General features: G+C 59.6%; 17 protein-coding genes and 1 pseudogene. 1 reads left to right on the top strand and 17 read right to left on the bottom strand.

Features of this window, described 5'->3' with window-relative positions; translation table 11 throughout:
* Positions 1-56: 56 nt before the first annotated feature.
* Positions 57-581: a hypothetical protein gene (locus WT97_RS04840; RefSeq protein ID WP_060353034.1), complete on the bottom strand. Its 525-nt coding sequence runs from the start codon at positions 579-581 to the stop codon at positions 57-59.
* A gap of 120 nt (positions 582-701) precedes the next feature.
* Between WT97_RS04840 and WT97_RS33970 the strand changes: the two are divergent.
* Positions 702-1,352 (top strand): annotated as a pseudogene (locus tag WT97_RS33970) (sodium/glutamate symporter).
* 148 nt (positions 1,353-1,500) lie between these two features.
* On the opposite strand, the gene WT97_RS32215 reads toward WT97_RS33970, so the two are convergent.
* The 16 genes from WT97_RS32215 to WT97_RS32210 form a co-directional block, all read right to left on the bottom strand.
* Entirely contained in the window at positions 1,501-2,556 is a 1,056-nt protein-coding gene (locus WT97_RS32215) for a relaxase/mobilization nuclease domain-containing protein (RefSeq protein ID WP_082751337.1), read from the bottom strand.
* 1 nt (position 2,557) lies between these two features.
* Entirely contained in the window at positions 2,558-3,082 is a 525-nt protein-coding gene (locus tag WT97_RS04830) for a hypothetical protein (RefSeq protein WP_060353032.1), read from the bottom strand.
* A 6-nt stretch (positions 3,083-3,088) separates the two neighbouring features.
* A complete protein-coding gene (locus WT97_RS04825; RefSeq protein ID WP_060353031.1) occupies positions 3,089-4,093 on the bottom strand; it encodes an LPD7 domain-containing protein in 1,005 nt (334 codons plus the stop codon).
* Between the two features lie 78 nt (positions 4,094-4,171).
* Positions 4,172-6,010: a PriCT-2 domain-containing protein gene (locus tag WT97_RS04820; protein ID WP_060353030.1), complete on the bottom strand. Its 1,839-nt coding sequence runs from the start codon at positions 6,008-6,010 to the stop codon at positions 4,172-4,174.
* Positions 6,007-7,758: a type IV secretory system conjugative DNA transfer family protein gene (locus WT97_RS04815; RefSeq protein ID WP_060353029.1), complete on the bottom strand. Its 1,752-nt coding sequence runs from the start codon at positions 7,756-7,758 to the stop codon at positions 6,007-6,009. The genes WT97_RS04820 and WT97_RS04815 overlap by 4 nt, the downstream gene beginning before the upstream one ends.
* Complete coding sequence (locus WT97_RS04810) at positions 7,758-8,138, bottom strand: hypothetical protein (RefSeq protein ID WP_060353028.1); 381 nt, start codon at positions 8,136-8,138, stop codon at positions 7,758-7,760. Before WT97_RS04810 ends, WT97_RS04815 begins: the two co-directional genes overlap by 1 nt.
* Entirely contained in the window at positions 8,113-9,282 is a 1,170-nt protein-coding gene (virB11, locus tag WT97_RS04805; RefSeq protein ID WP_060353027.1) for a P-type DNA transfer ATPase VirB11, read from the bottom strand. Before virB11 ends, WT97_RS04810 begins: the two co-directional genes overlap by 26 nt.
* Positions 9,279-10,469, bottom strand: a complete 1,191-nt coding sequence (gene virB10, locus WT97_RS04800; RefSeq protein ID WP_060353026.1) for a type IV secretion system protein VirB10 — start codon at positions 10,467-10,469, stop codon at positions 9,279-9,281. Before virB10 ends, virB11 begins: the two co-directional genes overlap by 4 nt.
* Entirely contained in the window at positions 10,462-11,286 is an 825-nt protein-coding gene (locus tag WT97_RS04795) for a TrbG/VirB9 family P-type conjugative transfer protein (RefSeq protein WP_060353025.1), read from the bottom strand. The genes virB10 and WT97_RS04795 overlap by 8 nt, the downstream gene beginning before the upstream one ends.
* Positions 11,283-11,987: a virB8 family protein gene (locus tag WT97_RS04790; RefSeq protein ID WP_060353024.1), complete on the bottom strand. Its 705-nt coding sequence runs from the start codon at positions 11,985-11,987 to the stop codon at positions 11,283-11,285. The genes WT97_RS04795 and WT97_RS04790 overlap by 4 nt, the downstream gene beginning before the upstream one ends.
* Before the next feature lie 181 nt (positions 11,988-12,168).
* Positions 12,169-12,876 (bottom strand): type IV secretion system protein, encoded by a 708-nt coding sequence (locus tag WT97_RS04785; protein WP_060353023.1) that lies wholly within the window; start codon positions 12,874-12,876, stop codon positions 12,169-12,171.
* A gap of 15 nt (positions 12,877-12,891) precedes the next feature.
* Positions 12,892-14,046 (bottom strand): type IV secretion system protein, encoded by a 1,155-nt coding sequence (locus WT97_RS04780; protein WP_060353022.1) that lies wholly within the window; start codon positions 14,044-14,046, stop codon positions 12,892-12,894.
* Positions 14,043-16,517, bottom strand: a complete 2,475-nt coding sequence (locus WT97_RS04775; protein WP_373558473.1) for a VirB4 family type IV secretion/conjugal transfer ATPase — start codon at positions 16,515-16,517, stop codon at positions 14,043-14,045. Before WT97_RS04775 ends, WT97_RS04780 begins: the two co-directional genes overlap by 4 nt.
* Before the next feature lie 7 nt (positions 16,518-16,524).
* Positions 16,525-16,845: a type IV secretion system protein VirB3 gene (locus WT97_RS04770; RefSeq protein WP_060353020.1), complete on the bottom strand. Its 321-nt coding sequence runs from the start codon at positions 16,843-16,845 to the stop codon at positions 16,525-16,527.
* 19 nt (positions 16,846-16,864) lie between these two features.
* Positions 16,865-17,224, bottom strand: a complete 360-nt coding sequence (locus WT97_RS04765) for a TrbC/VirB2 family protein (protein ID WP_060353019.1) — start codon at positions 17,222-17,224, stop codon at positions 16,865-16,867.
* A gap of 19 nt (positions 17,225-17,243) precedes the next feature.
* Positions 17,244-17,891, bottom strand: coding sequence for a lytic transglycosylase domain-containing protein (locus tag WT97_RS32210; protein WP_082751336.1), 648 nt, complete (start codon positions 17,889-17,891; stop codon positions 17,244-17,246).
* Positions 17,892-19,141 lie beyond the last annotated feature (1,250 nt).

Here is a 19,141-nt window from a genome sequence, read left to right as displayed (position 1 = left end):
GCGAGGAATGCGACCAGCAAACATGCCGGTCCTCGGAAGAAGGATGGCCGATGGCCTCAGGAATCGGTCGGGCGCGCCGGATACATGGGGTGAAGCTCGGCCTCGCCGTGCCTGTGCGGCCGCAGGATCGGGGCGGATGCCTGCCGACGGATATCAGTGAGCCACGACGCCAGCTCGGCATCGGTCATGCCGAGCGCCTTCGCGGTGTCGGACGACGCATTGGGCTTGCGCGGATAGCGCGCCTTTGCACGAGCTGCGGCCAACACGGCCGACTCACGTGCTCGTCGGCCTGAATCGTCCACATCGCTCTGTGCAGCAGCAACGGGTGCGGCGGCCGGACGCGCGATGAGACCGGGGTGCGGGGTATTCGCGCCGTCGTGCATCCCGATTGCGGCCGGCTGCCGCATCTCGTGCGCGTGGGGCGCCGCGACGCACATCGACCCGAACATCGATCCCGCTATCGCCACGACGATGGCAGGGCGATAGGCACACGGCCCCCGCTGTGGCCGCACGCCCGCGAACGGGTGCGCAACCCGTGTCGCCAACCTCCCGATGATGCGTCGATAGCCCATGATATCCATAGGAGTACGTCCCCGGCAAACCGCACCGCGCTCGTTTGAATGGAAATTCACCGATGCCAGTATCGCGTTCGGTTCGCGGGCAAGTAAATCGGACTGGACTGATTTCGCCGGGACCCGATCATGACCGATGATCGAACTTGCCCCATTGGCAAGGCGTTAATGGATAATCTCCGTCAATTGGGCGACCAGAACCAATCGTGCAAGTCGACACCTTCGGCACGCTCGTCGCAGCGTCGCTCGCCCTCTTTCCCGGTCAGGTGCTCGTGTCGCGCGCGCCGGCCTTGCCAAACCGCATGTGCCGCAGAGCGATACCGGCCGGCCTTGAACACCCGAGGAAGCAGCAGCGATGACGCCGTCCGCCTTCATCAACACATTCGCGATCGCGCTGTCGGCTGGCACTGCGATCGAATCGCTGATCCACGGTTCGAACTGCCGACGTTCGTATGCTTGCTGTTTGTCGGCGTAGTGTTCAGCAACGGGTTGTCGCTGTTCGACTGGCGGCCGTCCGAGCACACGGTGTCGCTGCTCGGCAATGTGAGCCTCGCACTGCTGATGACGCTGCGGCCGTGATAACTCTCGTCTCTCGCGGTGCCGATTCTCGCGATGCTTGCGTCCCAGACGGTGCCGATGGTCGCCTACGCGGTGTTCGTCACGTACCGCTTGATGGGCCGCAACTACGACGCGGCGATGCTCGCCGCCGGGCATTGCGGCTTTGAGCACTGTGTGACACCCAAGGCGATCGCGAACATGCAGGCCGTGACCGTGCGCTAAGATGGATATCCATCAAGCAACTTGCTGCGGACCGGCGCGAACTCATGCATGCCCCTCGTGCGCGCGCTTCTGCGACGCATCAGTAGTGGCATCGGGAACGACGTGGCGGCGGCTCGCGCGATGTCGATCGACAAAATCGAGATAAATCTCAATCCCTCTCCAATGGCGGATCGATCTCGCGGGGCTCACTGCCCATAGCTGACTGTCGCTTCGAGACATACATATTGCGCGGTCGTTCAGTCGATTGGCAACGCTGCGACTGCGCTATACCGTTATTCAGTGGCGCCACATCGGGATCCAATCGCCGTACCGGCATGCGCCGCACAAAATCTACAACACGCATCGCCATGGTCCGGTCCTCAGGCTCGACAGAGTTCGCTAATGCATGTGCGATCTGGTGCCAGACGCTCAACGATTCGATATGCGCACGCCACAACGCGCGTTGCGTCTCCTCGCTAATCGCTGAGCGGTAAAAACGCGGAGCAACCCCGCGAGAGGCCATCCGAACCACAGCCTGTTTGGGAAAGCGCTGCGTATGGCCGCGCACCAGTCTCGGCGTCGCATTAGCCTCCACGCCCTGTTCGCGCAACTGTCGTGCAAACTCGTCTCGCCAATGCCGCAAATCGGGTTTGCGCGGATTCAAGCGCCGTCCATCAGGGCCTCGCGCCTGAACGCACAGATGCACATGAGGATGCGTTCGGTCATCGTGCAGAGCGAACACATATGGTCTTCCATCTCCAAAAATTTCTCGCGCAAACGCGCGTGCCGCATTGCGCACCGCCTCACGGTCGGTGCCGGGCAGCATAGACAGCATCACATTGAAGGTTTCGCGATGTCGGCTGTCCTCCTGCATCCCCCAGCCACTCCACCTCCATTCATCGCACAGATCCTGCAAAGCAGCGTCTCCAGCAATCACGCGTGCGTCCTGATCCTCCAGATCGACGCGACCGTGGCGCGAGATATATTGCAGGTGACGACGCACCGCACGCATCCCTTGTGCGCCCGAGGCCCGATTCGTAATCTTGACCATGACTTCGGGCGCACACCGCAGCGTCAAGGCGAGCCGCTCGCGCAAGCGCCGTGCATCGCTCGGCAACGCCCCGCTCGACAAATACTGAGCACGTGCGTGCCGCAGTGGTTCGTAGAACAACCGATCCCCCCAATTGACCAGAAGCGCGTCGACATAAATTTTTGGAAACGGCATATCAGCGGCCCCATCGGTCTAGATTGCTTTGCAGATGTCTCACCACTGAGCGCAAGTGCGCGTCGATCTCGCCGCGAAGCTGCTGCCAGTCGAGTCCCTCCATGCGCTCGTTAGCGTCTGCGCGCCTCTCCAGTGCATTTAGTCGCGTACGAATCGCAGCGAGCTGTCGATTCGACTCCGCGAACAGCATTAATTCACGGTTTCCGAACTGTGGCTGCTTTGTCAGGTGTGCCCGAACCAATGCGGCAATCCATCGATTCGGCGTAAAGCCGTTCAAATAGGCCTGTGCTTTGACGCACTCCATTTCGGCGCGCGTGAGCCCCACCCCGATTCGTACGTCTCGCTCGCTCGGCGTCTCCATCAACCGCTCCATGTTCGGCTGATCGACGGCAATTTCCATGGTTTCGGCCGCGAGTCGCCGCAAGCCCTCGCCCGGCGTCACGCCATGCTGCGCGCACCATGCCGTCCAGATGGGTTTTAGCGTGCCCAGTTCGACGGCAATGCGTGCTCGAGTTCGCGATCCCATGATCGTCTACCTTTCAGGTGCTGCAGGCACGGCAACCGCATGCTCGATTTCCCGCTGCCGCAAGTGTGCTTGCCTTTGCTCTGTCTGCCCCATTCGCGTTGACGGCGCCTTCCGGTCGAACACCCGTGGCCGGGAAAGCTCAACACCTTCGGCGCGAAACACGTCGAGCATGCGCGTGGCGCGTTGCTTGACTCGCTCGATCGAGCGATCGCTGAACCCCTGCTCGCGCATAGCCGCGACGATCGCGGCAAGCTGCATTACATGAGCATCGGACGTCGACTGACGCATCGTCGCATCCTCCGGTTTTTCTGGGTGGACCGTGGATACGCCGCGAGGCGGCGCCGCGGTAGCGGATTCCGGTGCCGAGGCGAGATGCTCAAGTGTGCGCTCGCGCCGCGCTTCGGTCTGCCCAGTCAGATCCGACAGCCGTGCAAGATCGACGGCTTTCGCAGCGTATCCGCTCACCTCCATCCCAAGCAAGGTGGCCTGTAACCACACCTCCTGGCAAAAGGCCTCGTGTCCCGAGATTCGAATACGCGTCCAGGCCTTCGCCCGCGCGAGATCCATCATCGACTCGACGATATCCGCACGGATATGCTCGGTGACAAGATACTGGCCTCTATCCTCGAACGCTCGTTGGTCAGGCGCATCCTTCAGAAAATACCCACTTCCCGCACGCAAATAGCGCCTGTCTACATACTCGGGCGGCATGGCCAGGGGCGAGAGCTTCGGCACTGGCCGAGCGCCGCACCTGCCGAAGATGCCGAAGATGCCGGCAACCCCGGCATCGGGTCGATCACCCGTGCGAGGGTGGCTTCCTATAGCTTCTTTGCGCAAGGGAGCGCGGGATGCGTCAAACGCCTGTCGATGATGCATCTGTATCGCAGTGTAGCCGGACAGATCTACCTGAGATCGACCGGGCACGCACTCCAACGAAAAATCCGGCTCGATCACGTTCGTAGCGGGATTTGGGCCAGTCTCGTGCCGTGCCAACCATTCAGCTTTGTCCATGATGAACCTCGCCTATCGTTCGTCGGGTGAGGACAATCTATGCGGTGACAATGCGAGCATTGCGTTTCGCCCTATCGACTACCGCGGTGGGTCATCGGTGTCGCCACGATCTTCCACGCAGGCCTTCGCTCGTGCGAGCGCAGTCGCACGGGCTGCTTTCACACGTTCCCACGATGCAGCCTGCAACGCATCGAGTTTCGCATCCAGGTCTTCGCCCATTCCGATTTCTCGTGCAGATTTTTTCAGCGATGCCACCGCACGCTCGAGCTGATCTCGTGCGCGGTCCCACGGATAGACTTTTGCTTGCGCGCCGTCGTAGCCAACCTGCACGTCCGCGCCGTTCAAGCGATGGTTCTCGTCCATCCACCGCAGGCGATCTGACACGAACGTCATCTCTGCCTTGGCGTGAAACACCACGCTTCGTGGCGCGACCTCTTGAACGAGATAATGTTCGGTATTGAACACCTCACCGCGATAGGGTCCCCCGTGCTCGCGCGGTGTCGCCATCCTTAGTGTGGCGCCAAACCGATGTTGAGCCAATGTCTTGATTTCCTCCGGCACCGCGTCGAGCCCATAAAGCAACGCCCCAGGTGCACGACGCGACGCTTGGGCCGCGCCCTGGTCCGCGACGGATTCACTTGGCGGGCTGGACGATTGCACGGAGGATCGTGCCGGCTGCCCATCCTCGGGCGTTCGCATCGGTGCCACCTCTTTACTTGAACCTTGCGACACAGGACGTAGACTCACCTCGTTCGCACCTGTACCCTTGTCTGCTCTTGCGCGTGCCATATCCTGAACTCCTGCCACGTTAAACGACATGCTGTTTGCCACCATGTGGCCCCTACCTTCGTCAAGTGGCGTCAGCAAGGGGCCATCACGAACGGCGCTTCGTAACAGCTCACCAACCGCATCCACTCCGCTGAGCACGGCCATATCGTTGAAGTCCGTCGGTACCTGATTGTCGACACGCGATCCTGGCGTGAACTGCGGCGCGACCAATCTCGCCTGGGCATCGCGCGCCGCATGCTCGGCATGCGCGTAGCCCGCACCAAGGTCCGCCAGAATGACGAGTTCAGCCTGCGGATACCGCGCGCGCCAGGCGAGCGCCACCTTGAGCAGATTGCCGCTCGATAAGGCTGCAAGCGTGTACCAATGGGTTGCTTGCCACGCGGACACAGCCGTTGCTACGCCTTCTGCAATCATGATCGGCATGCAGACCTCGCCGCAACTTTGCATCGGCGCGACTTCCCAGCAGCCCCCCGCTTTTGCGCCACCCGCCAGTGCTGATTTACGACCATCACGGTCAATCAGTTCGAGCGTCGAGATTCGGTTTCCGATGCTAACCGGAACGATCAACACTCGACCACGGAGTGGCTCGTTGGCACGTTTTGGCACATAGCCGAGCAACGCGTGCAATTCCTCCGCTTCGAGCTCGCGCAGTGTGGGCACCAACGGGATCTGCTTACGCACCATATAGGGATGGTCAGGCGCGAGCGGCCGCGCCCAGCGCCAGATTGCTTGCGCCTCACGCGCGACGGCAGCTCGCCTGGCCTGGCTTTTACGCTCGCGTTCGGAACCACCATCGACCATGGGGGCGGGACTCGTCGCGGTAGAACCCGCGCGATTGCCGAACACGCGCGAGCCCGCCAGATCGAATCCATGCTGACTGGCCAGCCAAAACAGTGAAGCGAGCGTCTTGCCGCCTTTCTCGCTCGCCGAACGCCACGTCGCACGCGCGGCTCGTGCGTCGTAATTGGGCGCCGTTTGACTCCATGCATCCCACAAATCAAAGCCCGCGTCGCCCAATCCGTGCTTCACGGCGAACGCCATGTCAACCCACGTCGTATAGTCTTCGGCCGGGATCGTGGACAAAGCGGCGCGCACACGCTCTGCCTCGCTAACGAACGGGCCGCTCATGGATTCTCTCCGTCCGCGGAGACCTCGCCGGTCTGGACCAAAATCCGGGTGCGGCCCGCGACTTGATGCTCGTGCCGCTTACCCGTCCCCGGTGCCGATTCCGAGTGGGCTGCCGCAACGCTGTCATCCGATAATCGACGTCGAGCGCGCGCAATATCGTCGGCCTGCACGCCAAGCAACGTGAAATGCTGCTCCACATATGCGTGCGCATCTTCGCAACTGATATCGTCCCGCGGCTGCGGCAAGTCGCGCGGATCCCACGTCTGAGCAACTTCCAGATAATCCGGTGAAACATGAAGACTCGAGGAGTGGGCGTCGACTTCGTCGTCGCCCAAGTCTCTTACCCGGCGCTCGATTTGAGCGGTAAATCTCGCGATATCTAGCGCCGGTACCGTGGGCGCGCTCATCAGACGTGATGTGAAGACCGGATCACGCCAGTAGCAAATCCGATGGGCCAGAATCGGCCGGGTATTTTCAAGAAGGATGATCTCCTTGTCACGACCGAGTTCTTTGAGTTCCTGCGGCAACATCAACGGTCGGCGCTGTTCCGAGAAACTCTCGCTTGTGCCACCTCGACCTGCGAAGACGCTCCCTGAGCGGCTCGTTGTGCGCGAATGTGTCGTACGCGTGCCCAGCATCTCCGAGTACGCGTTGGCATCAGCCTGCTCGCGCGGCGCAAACAGAATCTGCATCGCATGATTCGTCACAATGCTTCTCGCGTCGGCGCGGCCGTAGACCGATTCGAGTTGGGAAACAGACTGCACAATCGAGAGCAAGCGCAGATCGTAGCCGGCCATGTAGGCCACTGCTCGCGCGAGGATCTGAATTTTGCCGATTGATGTCATCTCGTCCAGCAACAGGAGACACTGATATTTCAGATCGGGATTGTTCTGCGGCAGTTCCTTGGTATTCAGATTCACGAGCTGAGAGAAGACCAGATTCATCAGCAGCGCTGCTTCGCTCAGATGGTCTGGCGTTACACCGAGATATACGGACATTCGGCGCTTTCTCATGTCTCTCAAATCGAAGTCGCTCGCACTCGTTGCCGCATCGACGATCGGATTGGCCCAGATTGTAAGGGGCGCATTAAATGTCGCCAGGATGCTGGCCAGCACCTTGTCGTCGTTGGAGAGAAAGCGATTCAGCGCGTCAACACAGGCTCGGCTCAAAAACTGTCGATCTCGCGCCAACACCCGTTGCAAATAGACCTTAAGCGGCATCCCGTTTCCCGAGGACTGGCGTAGTACCTCACCCATTGTCACCGGATAGTCCGGCGTATCGGCCACCTCCGCGTGGCGAGCATCACGCCATTCGCACAGCAACAGTACGAGCGCGAGGAACAGATTGCGGGCCTGGTCTTTCCAGAATTCGTCGTGTCCACCCGCCGGGTACAACACATGGCTAATGGCCAGGATGTCGCCCACACGAAACACCCCGTCGCCGATTACGGATAGCGGGTTATACCGATGCGTTCGGCCATCCTCCGCAAAGGGGTTAAAGAGATATACCGCGTGCCCGTGTGCGTGCCGAAAGCCGGCAGTTAGCTGAAAATTCTCCTGTTTAATGTCGAGCACCACGACAGAATCGGGATAGCTCAGCAGGTTCGGCACGACGACGCTAACACCTTTTCCCGAACGCGCGGGTGCCGCAAGCAACACGAACTGCTGCCCCGTAAAGCGCAGATAGCGACTACGCCAGCGGCCGACGACAAGCGCTGGGTTTGATGGCGTGAGCAAGCCCTGCCTCATCACAATCCCGCCTTGCGAATATCCGCATCGGTGGCAAAACGCGCGTCGCCGTAAAGCGCCCGGCGCGCTGCCCGCTCAAGCCATACGTAGATGGCAAGCACCGGACTGCCAAAAGCAATGGCCAATCCGATAAAACCCGCACCGGCCAAACGCCTACCCATATTCGGCAGGCCGCCGTCGGACCACGCCAGAACTGCATCGACCCATGCCGACCAATGCGCGCGAAGCGGATTGAGATGCAAGCTCACGTATAGCGTGCAGGTAGCTAACCAGATCGCAACGCAAAGCTCCATCAACATCCCGATGACCACGCCAAGCGTGACGATCGTCGCGCGCCACGAGAACGAATGCCAGTCAGAGATCGGACGTGGCTGTCGCATCACGACTCCCTCCACCCTGATTATCCACCTGCCCGATTCTGCGCAGCGGATCGAACCACACTTCAGTCATCGCCCAGCGTTTGCCGATCTGAGCACCGTGCGAGTCGAGCACCGCCTGCGCCTGCATGTGCGCAACCACGTCGATCGTGAGAAACAGCAAGCGCTTAAGCGATGCAACATCCCACGCCGCCGCCTCGGGATGCTCTTTGGCCATCAACGCGAAGCGTTCAATGGCAACGCGCGCACTGGAGGCATGAAAGCTCGTCATCGATCCCGCGTGCCCGGTCGTCAGCAGCTTCAAAAAATCGTACGCTTCCGAGCCGCGCAGCTCAGCAAGCAGTACCCGATCGGGACGCATGCGCATGGCGCTGGCAATCAAGTCGGCGGGCGTGATGCGAGCGCGGCCCTGCTCGCCCTTGCTGTACAAAAGATGCACGCAGTTGTCCAGATGCCGGATGAATAGTTCGCGCACGTCTTCGATCGTCACGATGCGTTCGTTCGAGGGCAAATATCGACACAAACTGCGCATAAAGCTCGTTTTGCCAGATCCAGTGTCACCGACAACGACGATGTTCTTGTGCGCCTGCACGGCGCGCTCAAAGAAAGTCGCAAACTCGCGTGCATCAAGCCGTTCGATGAGCAACTGGTCTGCTGCATGCAAGGCCGATTTCTCCGTATCGAGGTCGCTCGGGCGATGCCACTGCGTCGTCTCAAAAAGCCCCTCGTCGCGATAGCGCTCGAGCGTCTTCCCCTCAGCGGACGGTCGCCTAATCGTTACCGAAACCGAGCCTGGAGGAACTGCCGGCGGTACAGCAATCTGAATGCGCGCGTTGCCCGGCAGCAGGGCTGAGAGCAATGGACGTTCGGCTGAAATGCCCTGATTCGTCAGGGTCGCAATCGCGACGGAAAACGCCATCAGTCGCTCGAAGTCGAGTTCCAAGCGCTCGTGCGCTTGCCAGCCTAGACGAGTTTCAGTTAGCACGTGCTGTGGGCGATTGATCACGAGCTCGGTGACCTCTGCATCTTCGAGCAATGGTGCAAACGGACGCATCAACTCCCTCACCGACGCGTCGTCGGGTAACACGGATAGTGCATCGGCTAGAGGAGCGGGCGCCACCGATGGCGTATGCACATAAGCGTTCATCGCACGCCCTCCGGTTCAAGGGTGTAGACGGAACTGAAATCAAGATCACGCGCGAGAACAATCGTGAATTCCGCGCCCTGATTCTGTTTGAGCGTGGGTGCAATATTGATGGTCTGATCGAGCACCCGCGTAGCCATGTCGTTGCCTTGTGCCTGCGTACTCTGATAAACGATCGTGCCGTTGGCGTTGCCCCCGCGCGTGGCCAGATAGCCGATTGCATCCTGGCTCAGTCCGAGCAGCATCGCCGCGCCCACACGCTCGCCCCAGTGATTGTCGAGTGCACCGGCCACGCCCATACGACCTAGCGCATCGGCCACGGGTGAGTCGATTTGCACGATCACGCCATGCGGTGTGACGATTCTGGCCGACAGAACGAATACGCGCTTTTGCCCGGGCGCGAGATTGGCACGATATTCGCAATTGATTTGCGATCCGCGCTCGATGAGCACAACGCGCCCGTCGTCAGAATAAACATTGCGAGTGACCGTGCAGGTCGAAATGCCGGCTTGTGTCGAATCGAACGCGGTGTCGCCCGCACAGTCAATCTTGGTGCCCTGACTGAGCAGCAAGCTGCGGTTGCCGATAAACGCGGCTTTCACCTTTGGCGTGCGGGTCGGAACCAGCGCCTGCGCCAGGCTCGAGAACGTTCCCTGATCCGCGCCACCGGTCTGTTCGCTCACGTGTGCCAGGACCGTTCCCGACCCACCGGAGGCTGCTTCCTTCATGTTGCCAGGCTCACTCTCACGGCCGGCAACGACAAGCAACGGTGCATCGTAATAGCTGTGTGCCGGTCCGATGCGATCCACGGCTACGGCCGCGCGTGGCGCTGATACAGCCATCGATGGCGCAGGCCCCGCACTTGCAGCCCCGGCAATTTCCGCAAGCGCTGGATCGATCTCGAATACCTTGTCGTGCGTATCCTGAGCACGAACCGCATTGCGCCGAGCGCGCTCGGCAGCATCATGGCGGCTGAGCACGCCATGAACCGTCCACACGGCGCCGGCTAGCGCGAGCATGACAATCACGAGTGGGATAAGCCAGCCGGCTATCGAGCGACGATTCTGCCCATCTAGACTGGGTAAGCCGCGATCCAGGACGGTAAACGAATCGGATCCTGACAAGTCGATTTGGTGCGACTCCAAATTGTCGTGGGGGGATCTACCGTTGCGCGAAGTCTCGTCAATCATCCTCGCTACTCCGCAAAGTACGGCGCACACCATCGACCGTTACACCGTGCCGAGGCGCTACGCCGTCAAGGTCAAATGCGTCGTTCCACAGTCCGACCGTCTCCTCGCCTAGACGCAACACGAGACGCCGAGCCAGCTCATGAACGACGATCACATCGTGGTCCATATGCTTGTCCACAACGCGCTCACTATCGTCGTCTTCAACGCGAAAGACAGCGGGTATTCGGCGATTGTTCGGAATTCGGATATAGGTGAAGCGACCGTCATCCCACGCCGCAGATGGTGCAATGTCTTCGGCATGCGGCATGACCTGCATCGAATAAGCGGTATTGCGCACGCTCGAAGGTTGGGAAAGGCGTTGTTGCAGACACGTCATGCGCGCCGCAATACGAGCGTTCGCTGCGTTGGCGTCGGGATACACAAAACTTACCCGGTACATTTCACGCGTATTACCGAAGCGGGCTTTCAGCGGCAGCACGACAAGATCGAAACTGTAACTGCGTCGATCGGTCCGAATGACGAGATTCGTGTCGTGCGCCGCAAGCTTTGGTTTCAGATAAACGTCGTGATCGCCCCGGTTGGCGACGACGTGCCATCCGTCACGATCACCTGGCGCGACCACAAGAATATGCTCGCCCGGATCCAGCGCGATATGCGTGGCGAAGCCGCGCTGTGCGATTACGCGCACCACGTCATCCGGCATGAATCGTACTTGGCGCACCCGCGTATCACGGGTCCATTCCGGTACGATATGAGCATCGACGGATTGCGCCGCCACGCTTGCTAGCAAAACTGTCGCAGATACGAGCACGTTCATCGCGTCCCTCCTGCAGCAGCAGGCTGAGCAGGTGATACGTCTTCTGCGTCCCGACTGTACGCGGTGACCTTGAAACCAAAGGGGTTTTCGATTGCCGTACGCTCGCGCATGAGCGTAGCTGGACGATACGTAAAAGCCAGCGTAATCACGAAACGTTGTGCGGGCTCGCCGCTGTCGATACCATTCTTGAGCGTCGTGCGTTCGATATGCACGACTGCACGGCCGGGCTCGTCAGGCACCAGAGTGGTGGACACAACTCGAACACGGTACTGTACCGATGCGCCAAGGCGTTGATCTAGCGCGTCAGGTCCGCTATAGATTTGGCGATATGCGCGTGCGACCGACTCGTCGCTCATTTCGAGGACGCGGTCGTAGTCCATCTGCAGCAATCCCCAGTCATAGCGCTCTCGCGATCGGACATAGACCGCGACCCAATGCCTGTCTTGTATCTCGCGCAGCGGAATGTGCTTGGCGTCAAGCACATCGATGAGCTGCGCTTCACCAGTGAGCTTGTCCACCTCAATCGGCAACGGCACCACACGGTAAAACGGCGTCATCATGGCAAGCGCAGCCACGGAGCCCATTGCAACGGCAACGGCCGCGCCCGCCACCTGCCATGCTCGGCGTTCGGAGCGCGCCTGCAGATGCGTAAGCGACGTCTCAAAGTCGAGCGCGCGTCGGTAGTCGTTCCCGCCGTTCATGGGCAGTCTCCAACTGATGGCGCAACTTTACCGGGCGGAATAGGCAACTGCTGATTGACCGGCACCCGATGAGAACCATCGGGCAGCTCCGGTTTGGGTGGCACACTGCCACAGCCTGACAGCGCTATGATCAGCATGCTCAGCGTCATCGACGACCAAACCGGCTTCATGATCGTCCTCCTTACCGTCCGAACGTCACGGGCACCATCTCGTCCTGAAGGCGATGAGTGTTGCCAGCTCGCTTGAGAATCAGTTCGGACTGCTGCTGCGCGATTAAGCGGTCCTCGGTATCTGACAGCGTCTTGAAAAGCTGCAGCTTCGTCATCTCGTTGCCGACTGCGGTGCTCTCAGATTGAATGCGCGCCTGTAGCTCTGCGATGCCTTTCGTATCCTGGGTCGCATCGATCTGCCGCATCAAGCGCTCGATTCGGTCAAGCTCCGCCAGCTCGGTCTGATACGCTTGCAGACCGAGTGCCTTGTCCTGAAATGGCTTGTTCAGCGCGCGCTGGCAAATCTGCTGATCGATACCGCGCTGGTCCTCGCAGTCATAGAGCTTGTTTTGCGCACGTAACGCCTTTGCAGGACCGGTGAGGCCCGCATACCCCCCCTGTCGAATCGCTGCATAAATGTCTTGCCAATCAGCAGGCAGCGCATTGGCTAGTCCCGGTCGGTCAAGCAACGCGCCGAACCCGCGCGCACCGCTCATCGAGCGATACAGCGCGATTTCCTGCTGCACTTGCTGCTTTAACTGTCCGACCATCGCAATGGCCTGAGCCACGTTCCGTTCGTCATAGACGGAATAAATCTCCGCGCTTGCGGGCATGGCAATCGCACCGGCGAACGCAGTCGCAGCAATCAGGATGTGGGCCGCTAATGAGTGACGCTTCATGGTTTGAACTCCTCGTCAATCCTCGGTTTGATCGAGATGAGCACGTGCTGCGCGCTGATACGCTGGAGCTCGCACGGCCCCGGTTGTGCCAGCAAGCGCGCCGGCCTCACTTGTCCGGGCACCCGACGATGCACTTCGGGGCAAGGCACGCAGTCCGGACACGAGTGCGCCGCTCATCTGCCGGGACGTGTATCCCGCGACGAAGGCGCCAAAACCGGAAAGGGTCGCGCCTCCTGCAAGCCCGGAGGCGACGGCCGGCAGCTGCCAGCCGATCATGGCCAGTAGTACGGACGTCACGAACATCCCAAATGCCCCCGCCCATGGCGCGCTCGCCTCCAGCGCCTCGCGCGCGGCCGCCGCAAGCGCATCAGCAGAAGTCTCGGGCGGTGCCGTCGTCACATGAAATGGCGCGAGATTGGCGGAGAATGCGGCAAGCGCGAGCCCCAAGAACGCTGCGACCAATATCTGAAGCAGCGCATAGTTCACCACCTTGGCCGTCCAAGCCTCAAAAAAGCGCGCGGTCGGGCTAAATGCAGCGCACGCGATAAATGCGGGTCCGAGCGCAAGCACGAGATCAAGCAGCATGCGCGCCATGAGAACTTCGACGGCCAACACCATCAGGAAAATCGCCCCGCCGAACGCAGCTACCAGACCGCAGACCAGGTCACCGATGCCTGCGACAATGCCACTCATACTCAACCCCTCGTGGGTTGCCTTATCGAAATAGGCGTCAACCACGAGGTTAAGCTGCCGGTCATAGCAATCAAGCGTGCGGTAGATGCCGGCCGCGCTTGTGTCTGATGCGCTCGCTTGCACGAAAGCCGCGCACCCCGCGTTGCCGGCACCAGCGTTGACTGCCGCGGTTTGAATTGCCTGAGCAACGCCGGTAGTGGCCCCGCTCACGGCGGTGACAACATGCGACTGATAAAGACCTGTGCCCAGTGCAAATGCGAGTGTGATTGCGACTTTCGTGCCTCGCCAGGCGAACGCAGGGACCGGTTCATGGGCCTCGCCGCGAACCACGGCCATGCCAAACGCGAGAATCCAGATCGTCACCCCAGTTGTCGCCACTGGTACAAGCGCGGAGGAAAGCGCCGACGATGCGTCTGTCACATACGTTTGCATACCATTTTCGAGTGTGCCGCCCACCGCACTGAAAAGCCCGTTCATCGCAAACCTCGCTCAGGGCTTACCACGGTGTTCACATGATCTGTTCGACGCGAACTTGATCGCGCTCGGCGCGCGGCCACTGCATCATGGAAGTGCGGCAGCCACGCTTCCGGTAACTCACCCACATCGGCTCGAATCGCATCGAGCAATGCAACGTTATCCGTCGTGCCAGACAGTACGTCGAGCACGTCGCCCAAACCGGTTAAATCCAGTCGCCCGACTGCCGAACGATGGCCTTGCTTAACCAGAAATAGCCGGCTGTGTTCGCCCATGCGCCGCACGATGTTGAATTCGGCTTCGGACAGCTTGAACCCATGAACATAGTCGTCATAGTCAGCTGTAGGGTTCGGTAGAAAGAAAAATGTGGCTGTTTGCTCGACAAGTGCGCGGGCAATAGGACTATTGAGTACATCCGCGGGCGACTGTGTGTCGAATATACCCAGGCCATTTAGTTTGCGAATCGTCTTTTGCTTGTCGTTTGCAAATTCTCTAAAAACCGGATCGCGTAGCCGCTTCCAGAACTCCGTCATCACGTAGATGAAGCGCCGGCCGTCCATCAAGCGCTCGGTCAGATACAGTAACACCATCGTCAGGGGTGTGGACGCTTCGGGATCGTCAAGAAGCTCCGTATCGTCAAATCCGAGGAGACTATGGCTGTGGAAATCAATCCGGTCCACCGGATTGTCGAGCAACCAACCGAGACGTCCACCGGCACACCATTTAGCAAGCCGCGCATGCAGACTGTTTTCGCCAACGTTCGGTAAAAGTTGTCGGACCATCGACAATCGCCGCAACGAGCGCTCCATGCGCGCGACCTGCTGGACGGCGCGGGAAATGTCGAGCTCCTCCTTGGCTGACAGCACAGAGCCGCTATCGACGAGCTTGCATACGAGACGTTCCCAAAAATTGCGCGTGGCCTCGTGCGGTTCAAGCTGGAACGGATTCACACCGGTCGGCTCTCCCCGACGAAAGACCGTATATTTACCGCCCATTGCACGAATGCCGATCTCGGCACCGCGATCCTTGTCGTAGAGCACGGCGGTTACGCCATACTTCGTCGCCATGGCGAGCAAGAATAATTCGAGCACCGTTTTACCTGCGCCCGCACGACCGATGATCTGCGTATTGGCCAAAGCCTTCTCGTCGATGGCGTCGGTCTTCTCAGGCGTCGCGTGAAAATTCAGATAGAGCGGTTGGCCACTGGGCGTCTTCACGATTGTGATGGCCTCGCCCCACGGATTGCCATTGCGCTTTCCGGTTGCGAAGTTATGCAGACTGGCCATTGCACAGAAATTGCGCGAAGTGAGCTTCGCATCGCGCGGCCGGTATCGCCAATTGCCCGGCCACTGCGCAAACCATGCGGCGTCGGCCACCAGGTCGATGAGTGCGCTTTGGAACCCGGCGTCGGCCAGGCACGTCCGTGCTTGGGCGACATGGCGGACCACGTCGTTTAACGAGTCGCCCATTACAGCCAACGTGTAGTGATACTCGCCTAGCACAAAGTCACCGTTCACAAGATCGTTTAATGCACGATCCATCGCTTCAATTTGGGAGACGGCTACATCGTCGCCAGCGACAAGTTGATTACGCTGACGCTCGAGCGTCTCCTTGGCACTTGGACGATCGAGAACGGTGAAGCTTTGCGTTTCGATATACTCGAATTCTCCATACAGCAATCCGTTGAGCATTCCTGGTTCGGTTTGCTCCGGGTAGTCCTTCAGATCGAGCATGGCCGCGTATCGGGTTTGCGCAGGCATACGGATTTCGAGCTTCTCCCGCTGAAACAGGAGCCGAGAGGTCGGCAGCGCTTCGTAGATTGGACCGGCTGGCACCGGCACCACTTCCCACGTTGCATTGACGAGATAGCCCAGCATTTCGAGCGCGGTCGAGTAACAGCGCGACTGCCCCGTCAATGGATCGGGACGCTCAACCACACCCAATGCGATAGGCGCCCAGGGTTTTAAACCCGATTCGATCTGCGAGGCGATATCTTCCATGGCTCGCAACGCGTCCTGCTGGTCGCGATGAATATCGTCAAGCGTACGACGGGCCGCACGGCTAAGTGCCCGCCCCAGTGTCGTGCGATGTGGTCGATACACCACGCTCAGATACAGCTCGTTGACCATCATTCGGTATCCGGAAAAGCTCGCGTAGTAGCGCTCAGCCAACTCCTGACAGAACCGGTTGGAGTACGATGTCTCGAAGCGATCTGCGGTGCGCCGCCGTAGCCGGTGTGTCCAAAGCGCGATGTGGCCGCCAGGAAGGTTACGTACGAGCTGATTGAATCCGATGTGGCGTGTAAGGATCTCGGCCGGATCGACCGCTTCGAACGCGATGCCTGGGATTTTCCAGATTTGCAGGTAGTCGCCCTCGCACGTACGAATAACCCGGTCTGTGACGTGCGATGAAAACGGAATAAAGTCAGCAAGCACCACTTCGCGTTGCGCGACTGCAGCAAGCGTTGATCGCATATTCATATCAGCCTCTGCGCTTGAAACGGATAGGCCCATATGCGTGAGCGTCCCAGAACGCACAATTGCGCTGACGCAACTTCATCCTGATACGCAACAGACGCTGGGCGAGCCGCTGATCGTCCTGGCGCGAGATCATTCGCATCGTCGCGAATACTGGAATGATCAGCAGCACGAGCCCAACGCCCGCGGGTGGACTGGCGACCAATACCCACACGGCAGGAATCAGCACGCCGCCGAGGACGATCAAAAGTGGCACGAGCGGCACCCCCCATAGCATTGCAGGCCGGGTGCAACCTTTGAAGATCGGGTCCGTGAGTGCGTCCATTGATCACTCCGTGCATACGTCAGCTTGTCGGAATCAGCATGCCGGCGATCACCGTCGCACAGCCGACGAATAGACCACCGATAAAGACATGTGCAATATCACCAAACCGGGCATGTTGAAACATCATCTTGAAACCTGCCCAGATGATCGAAATCGAACACACCACCCCACCGACGCCGAGCAACGTATTCTGGATCGTAATCAGCAAGGTGCTAACCTGAGTAAGCTGTGCGCTTGCTGGCACAGTCGTCATGACAAGCGCACTGGCCACTAAAACTCGAAGAGGAACAAGAGAAATTGTTCTGCAGAATATATCTGTGATCTTTAATAGATTATTATTTGATAGGATCACTACGTTTTTAACATTACCCTGTCTCATCTTCTATCACCTTTTTCGTTCAGAAGATCACAGCATCGGTTGATGACTCGCCATCTCGCTGACCGCGCACGGTCCTGTCTTCCGGGTTCTGGAGCGCTGAAGATGCCGGCGAAAACCGCGATCTAATTTCCCTTTGTGAAGCTACGGGGCGCACGGGGATCACCGGAATCGGCTTTGCCTCTGAAGTCGGAGCGGGCACGATGGCTTGGATAGCGTTCGCAGTTGTCACCACACGTTGGACGTATCCCGTTCGGAAGCCGGTGATAAAGTCACCGCTTTCATAGCATGACAACGCTGCGCGCAGTGCCTGCTGAGGGTCCGCGTAGATAACACGTGCACGTGCGAAGCACTCGCTTAGAATCGTCGCGCCAGCGGCCAAGTTTTGGCAGACATCGAACACGTTTGATGCCGTCAGCCCATAGCGAGACCAGTTCGCTCGATTGATTTGCGTGAGGCCCGCACTATAGTTCCATCCGGTTGCCTCAAGCGCGTTGAGCGTGGCAATTGCTTCATCCTGGCGCCGCGGTTGTCTTGCCAGACGGCCATGGACAACGCCAATCGCGTACGGATTGAATCCAGATTCGACGCGCACAATAGCGGCTAGCGTCGGTGGTGCGACGGCAGGTGCACATTGCTGAGCCAGTGCCATAAGGTCGTGTGCCATCATCGATCGCTCTCTATTGTTCGGCCGAAATCTCTCGACTACTTCGACATGTCACCGAAAACGGTTTCACCACAAGCCACTGAAGCTGCCGCGATCACGGCGGCACATAGCCAGCAGCTCGTTCGCGTTATGAGTCGCACGCCACCTCAGTCCTGAGTCGTACGCAAACCGTGGTGGGAACAGGAGGGAATTTATGCAGGGGTTGGCAAGAGCCCAAATCCGTCTTGTCGACGGCTCCTCCCGTCGAATCGAGACGTTGTGCTCAATGCCGAGAGTAGTAGAGACTGGCCGGCTTTCCCGCTATGTACCCGAACCATCTTTTCAAGGGCAGCGACTGCCGAATACGGCATGCGTGGTCGCCAGCCAACAAGAAAGTAGTCCTCCACATGGCGGCTCGACTCGTACGCGTTATCGCCATCGCAAGAGATCAACCGGTGGTACGGCACTTTATGGTCAGCTATGCGAGACAGAGAGGCCGCCATTCCAGATTCCGCAACTCAGAGCGGCGTGCTGTCCGCCCAGGGCATAGCCACGGCCTGTACTGTCAAATCGCGGGTTGTCTGACACTCCTCGCGGTGCGTGTTCCTATAGGGGAGTGGGTTCGGCGCGAGCGCGACGAGCATCGTATTGATCGGAATGCCCAACCACCCCGGCAGCGCAGCGACCTGCACGGCAATCGATACCCGGAGCGCCCACTTCAATGGCGCGGTCGGCGTGGTGAACACTTAGGTGACGACGGTCATACCGAGCCTCGGCGCCGGTGCTGGTTCCGATTACCACGCCGTAGTTGACGAAGTGCATGTTGATCATGCATATCGTGGAGTCGCCCGCTCATGTCGAACATGATCGACGCGTGCCCGATTTCATGGGTCATCGTCGTATCGGCGAACCCGTGTAGATGCGCGGAATGCACGGCTTCCGCAATATTTTCGCCGACAGCGTGCGCGTAACCATTGAATAGATCGCAGATTGTCCTCTGCGAACTGAATCCGTGGCCCGTGTCGGCTTCCTCGGTCTCCAACAGGGCGACAAACCGTATGCAGAGGCCGGCGACGGCTTCGCTCAATGCAGGTCGGACGTTACGTAGCGAACCCCGAATTGCTCCGCCAGTTGCGCGAGCCGCCGCTCGCGCGTCCAGAGCCAAGTGCGCGGGGTCAACAGCACCGACGCCAGCAGCGTGCAACACCGCACCGCATGCGCGCCCGTACAGCCGTTCCCGCTCGATCCAGTCCGCTACTTCCCCTAGCGTGGCG

Origin of the sequence: Burkholderia sp. MSMB1459WGS, assembly GCF_001534535.1 — a bacterium.
Classification (GTDB): domain Bacteria; phylum Pseudomonadota; class Gammaproteobacteria; order Burkholderiales; family Burkholderiaceae; genus Burkholderia.
This window is presented reverse-complemented; position numbering and strand designations above follow the sequence as displayed.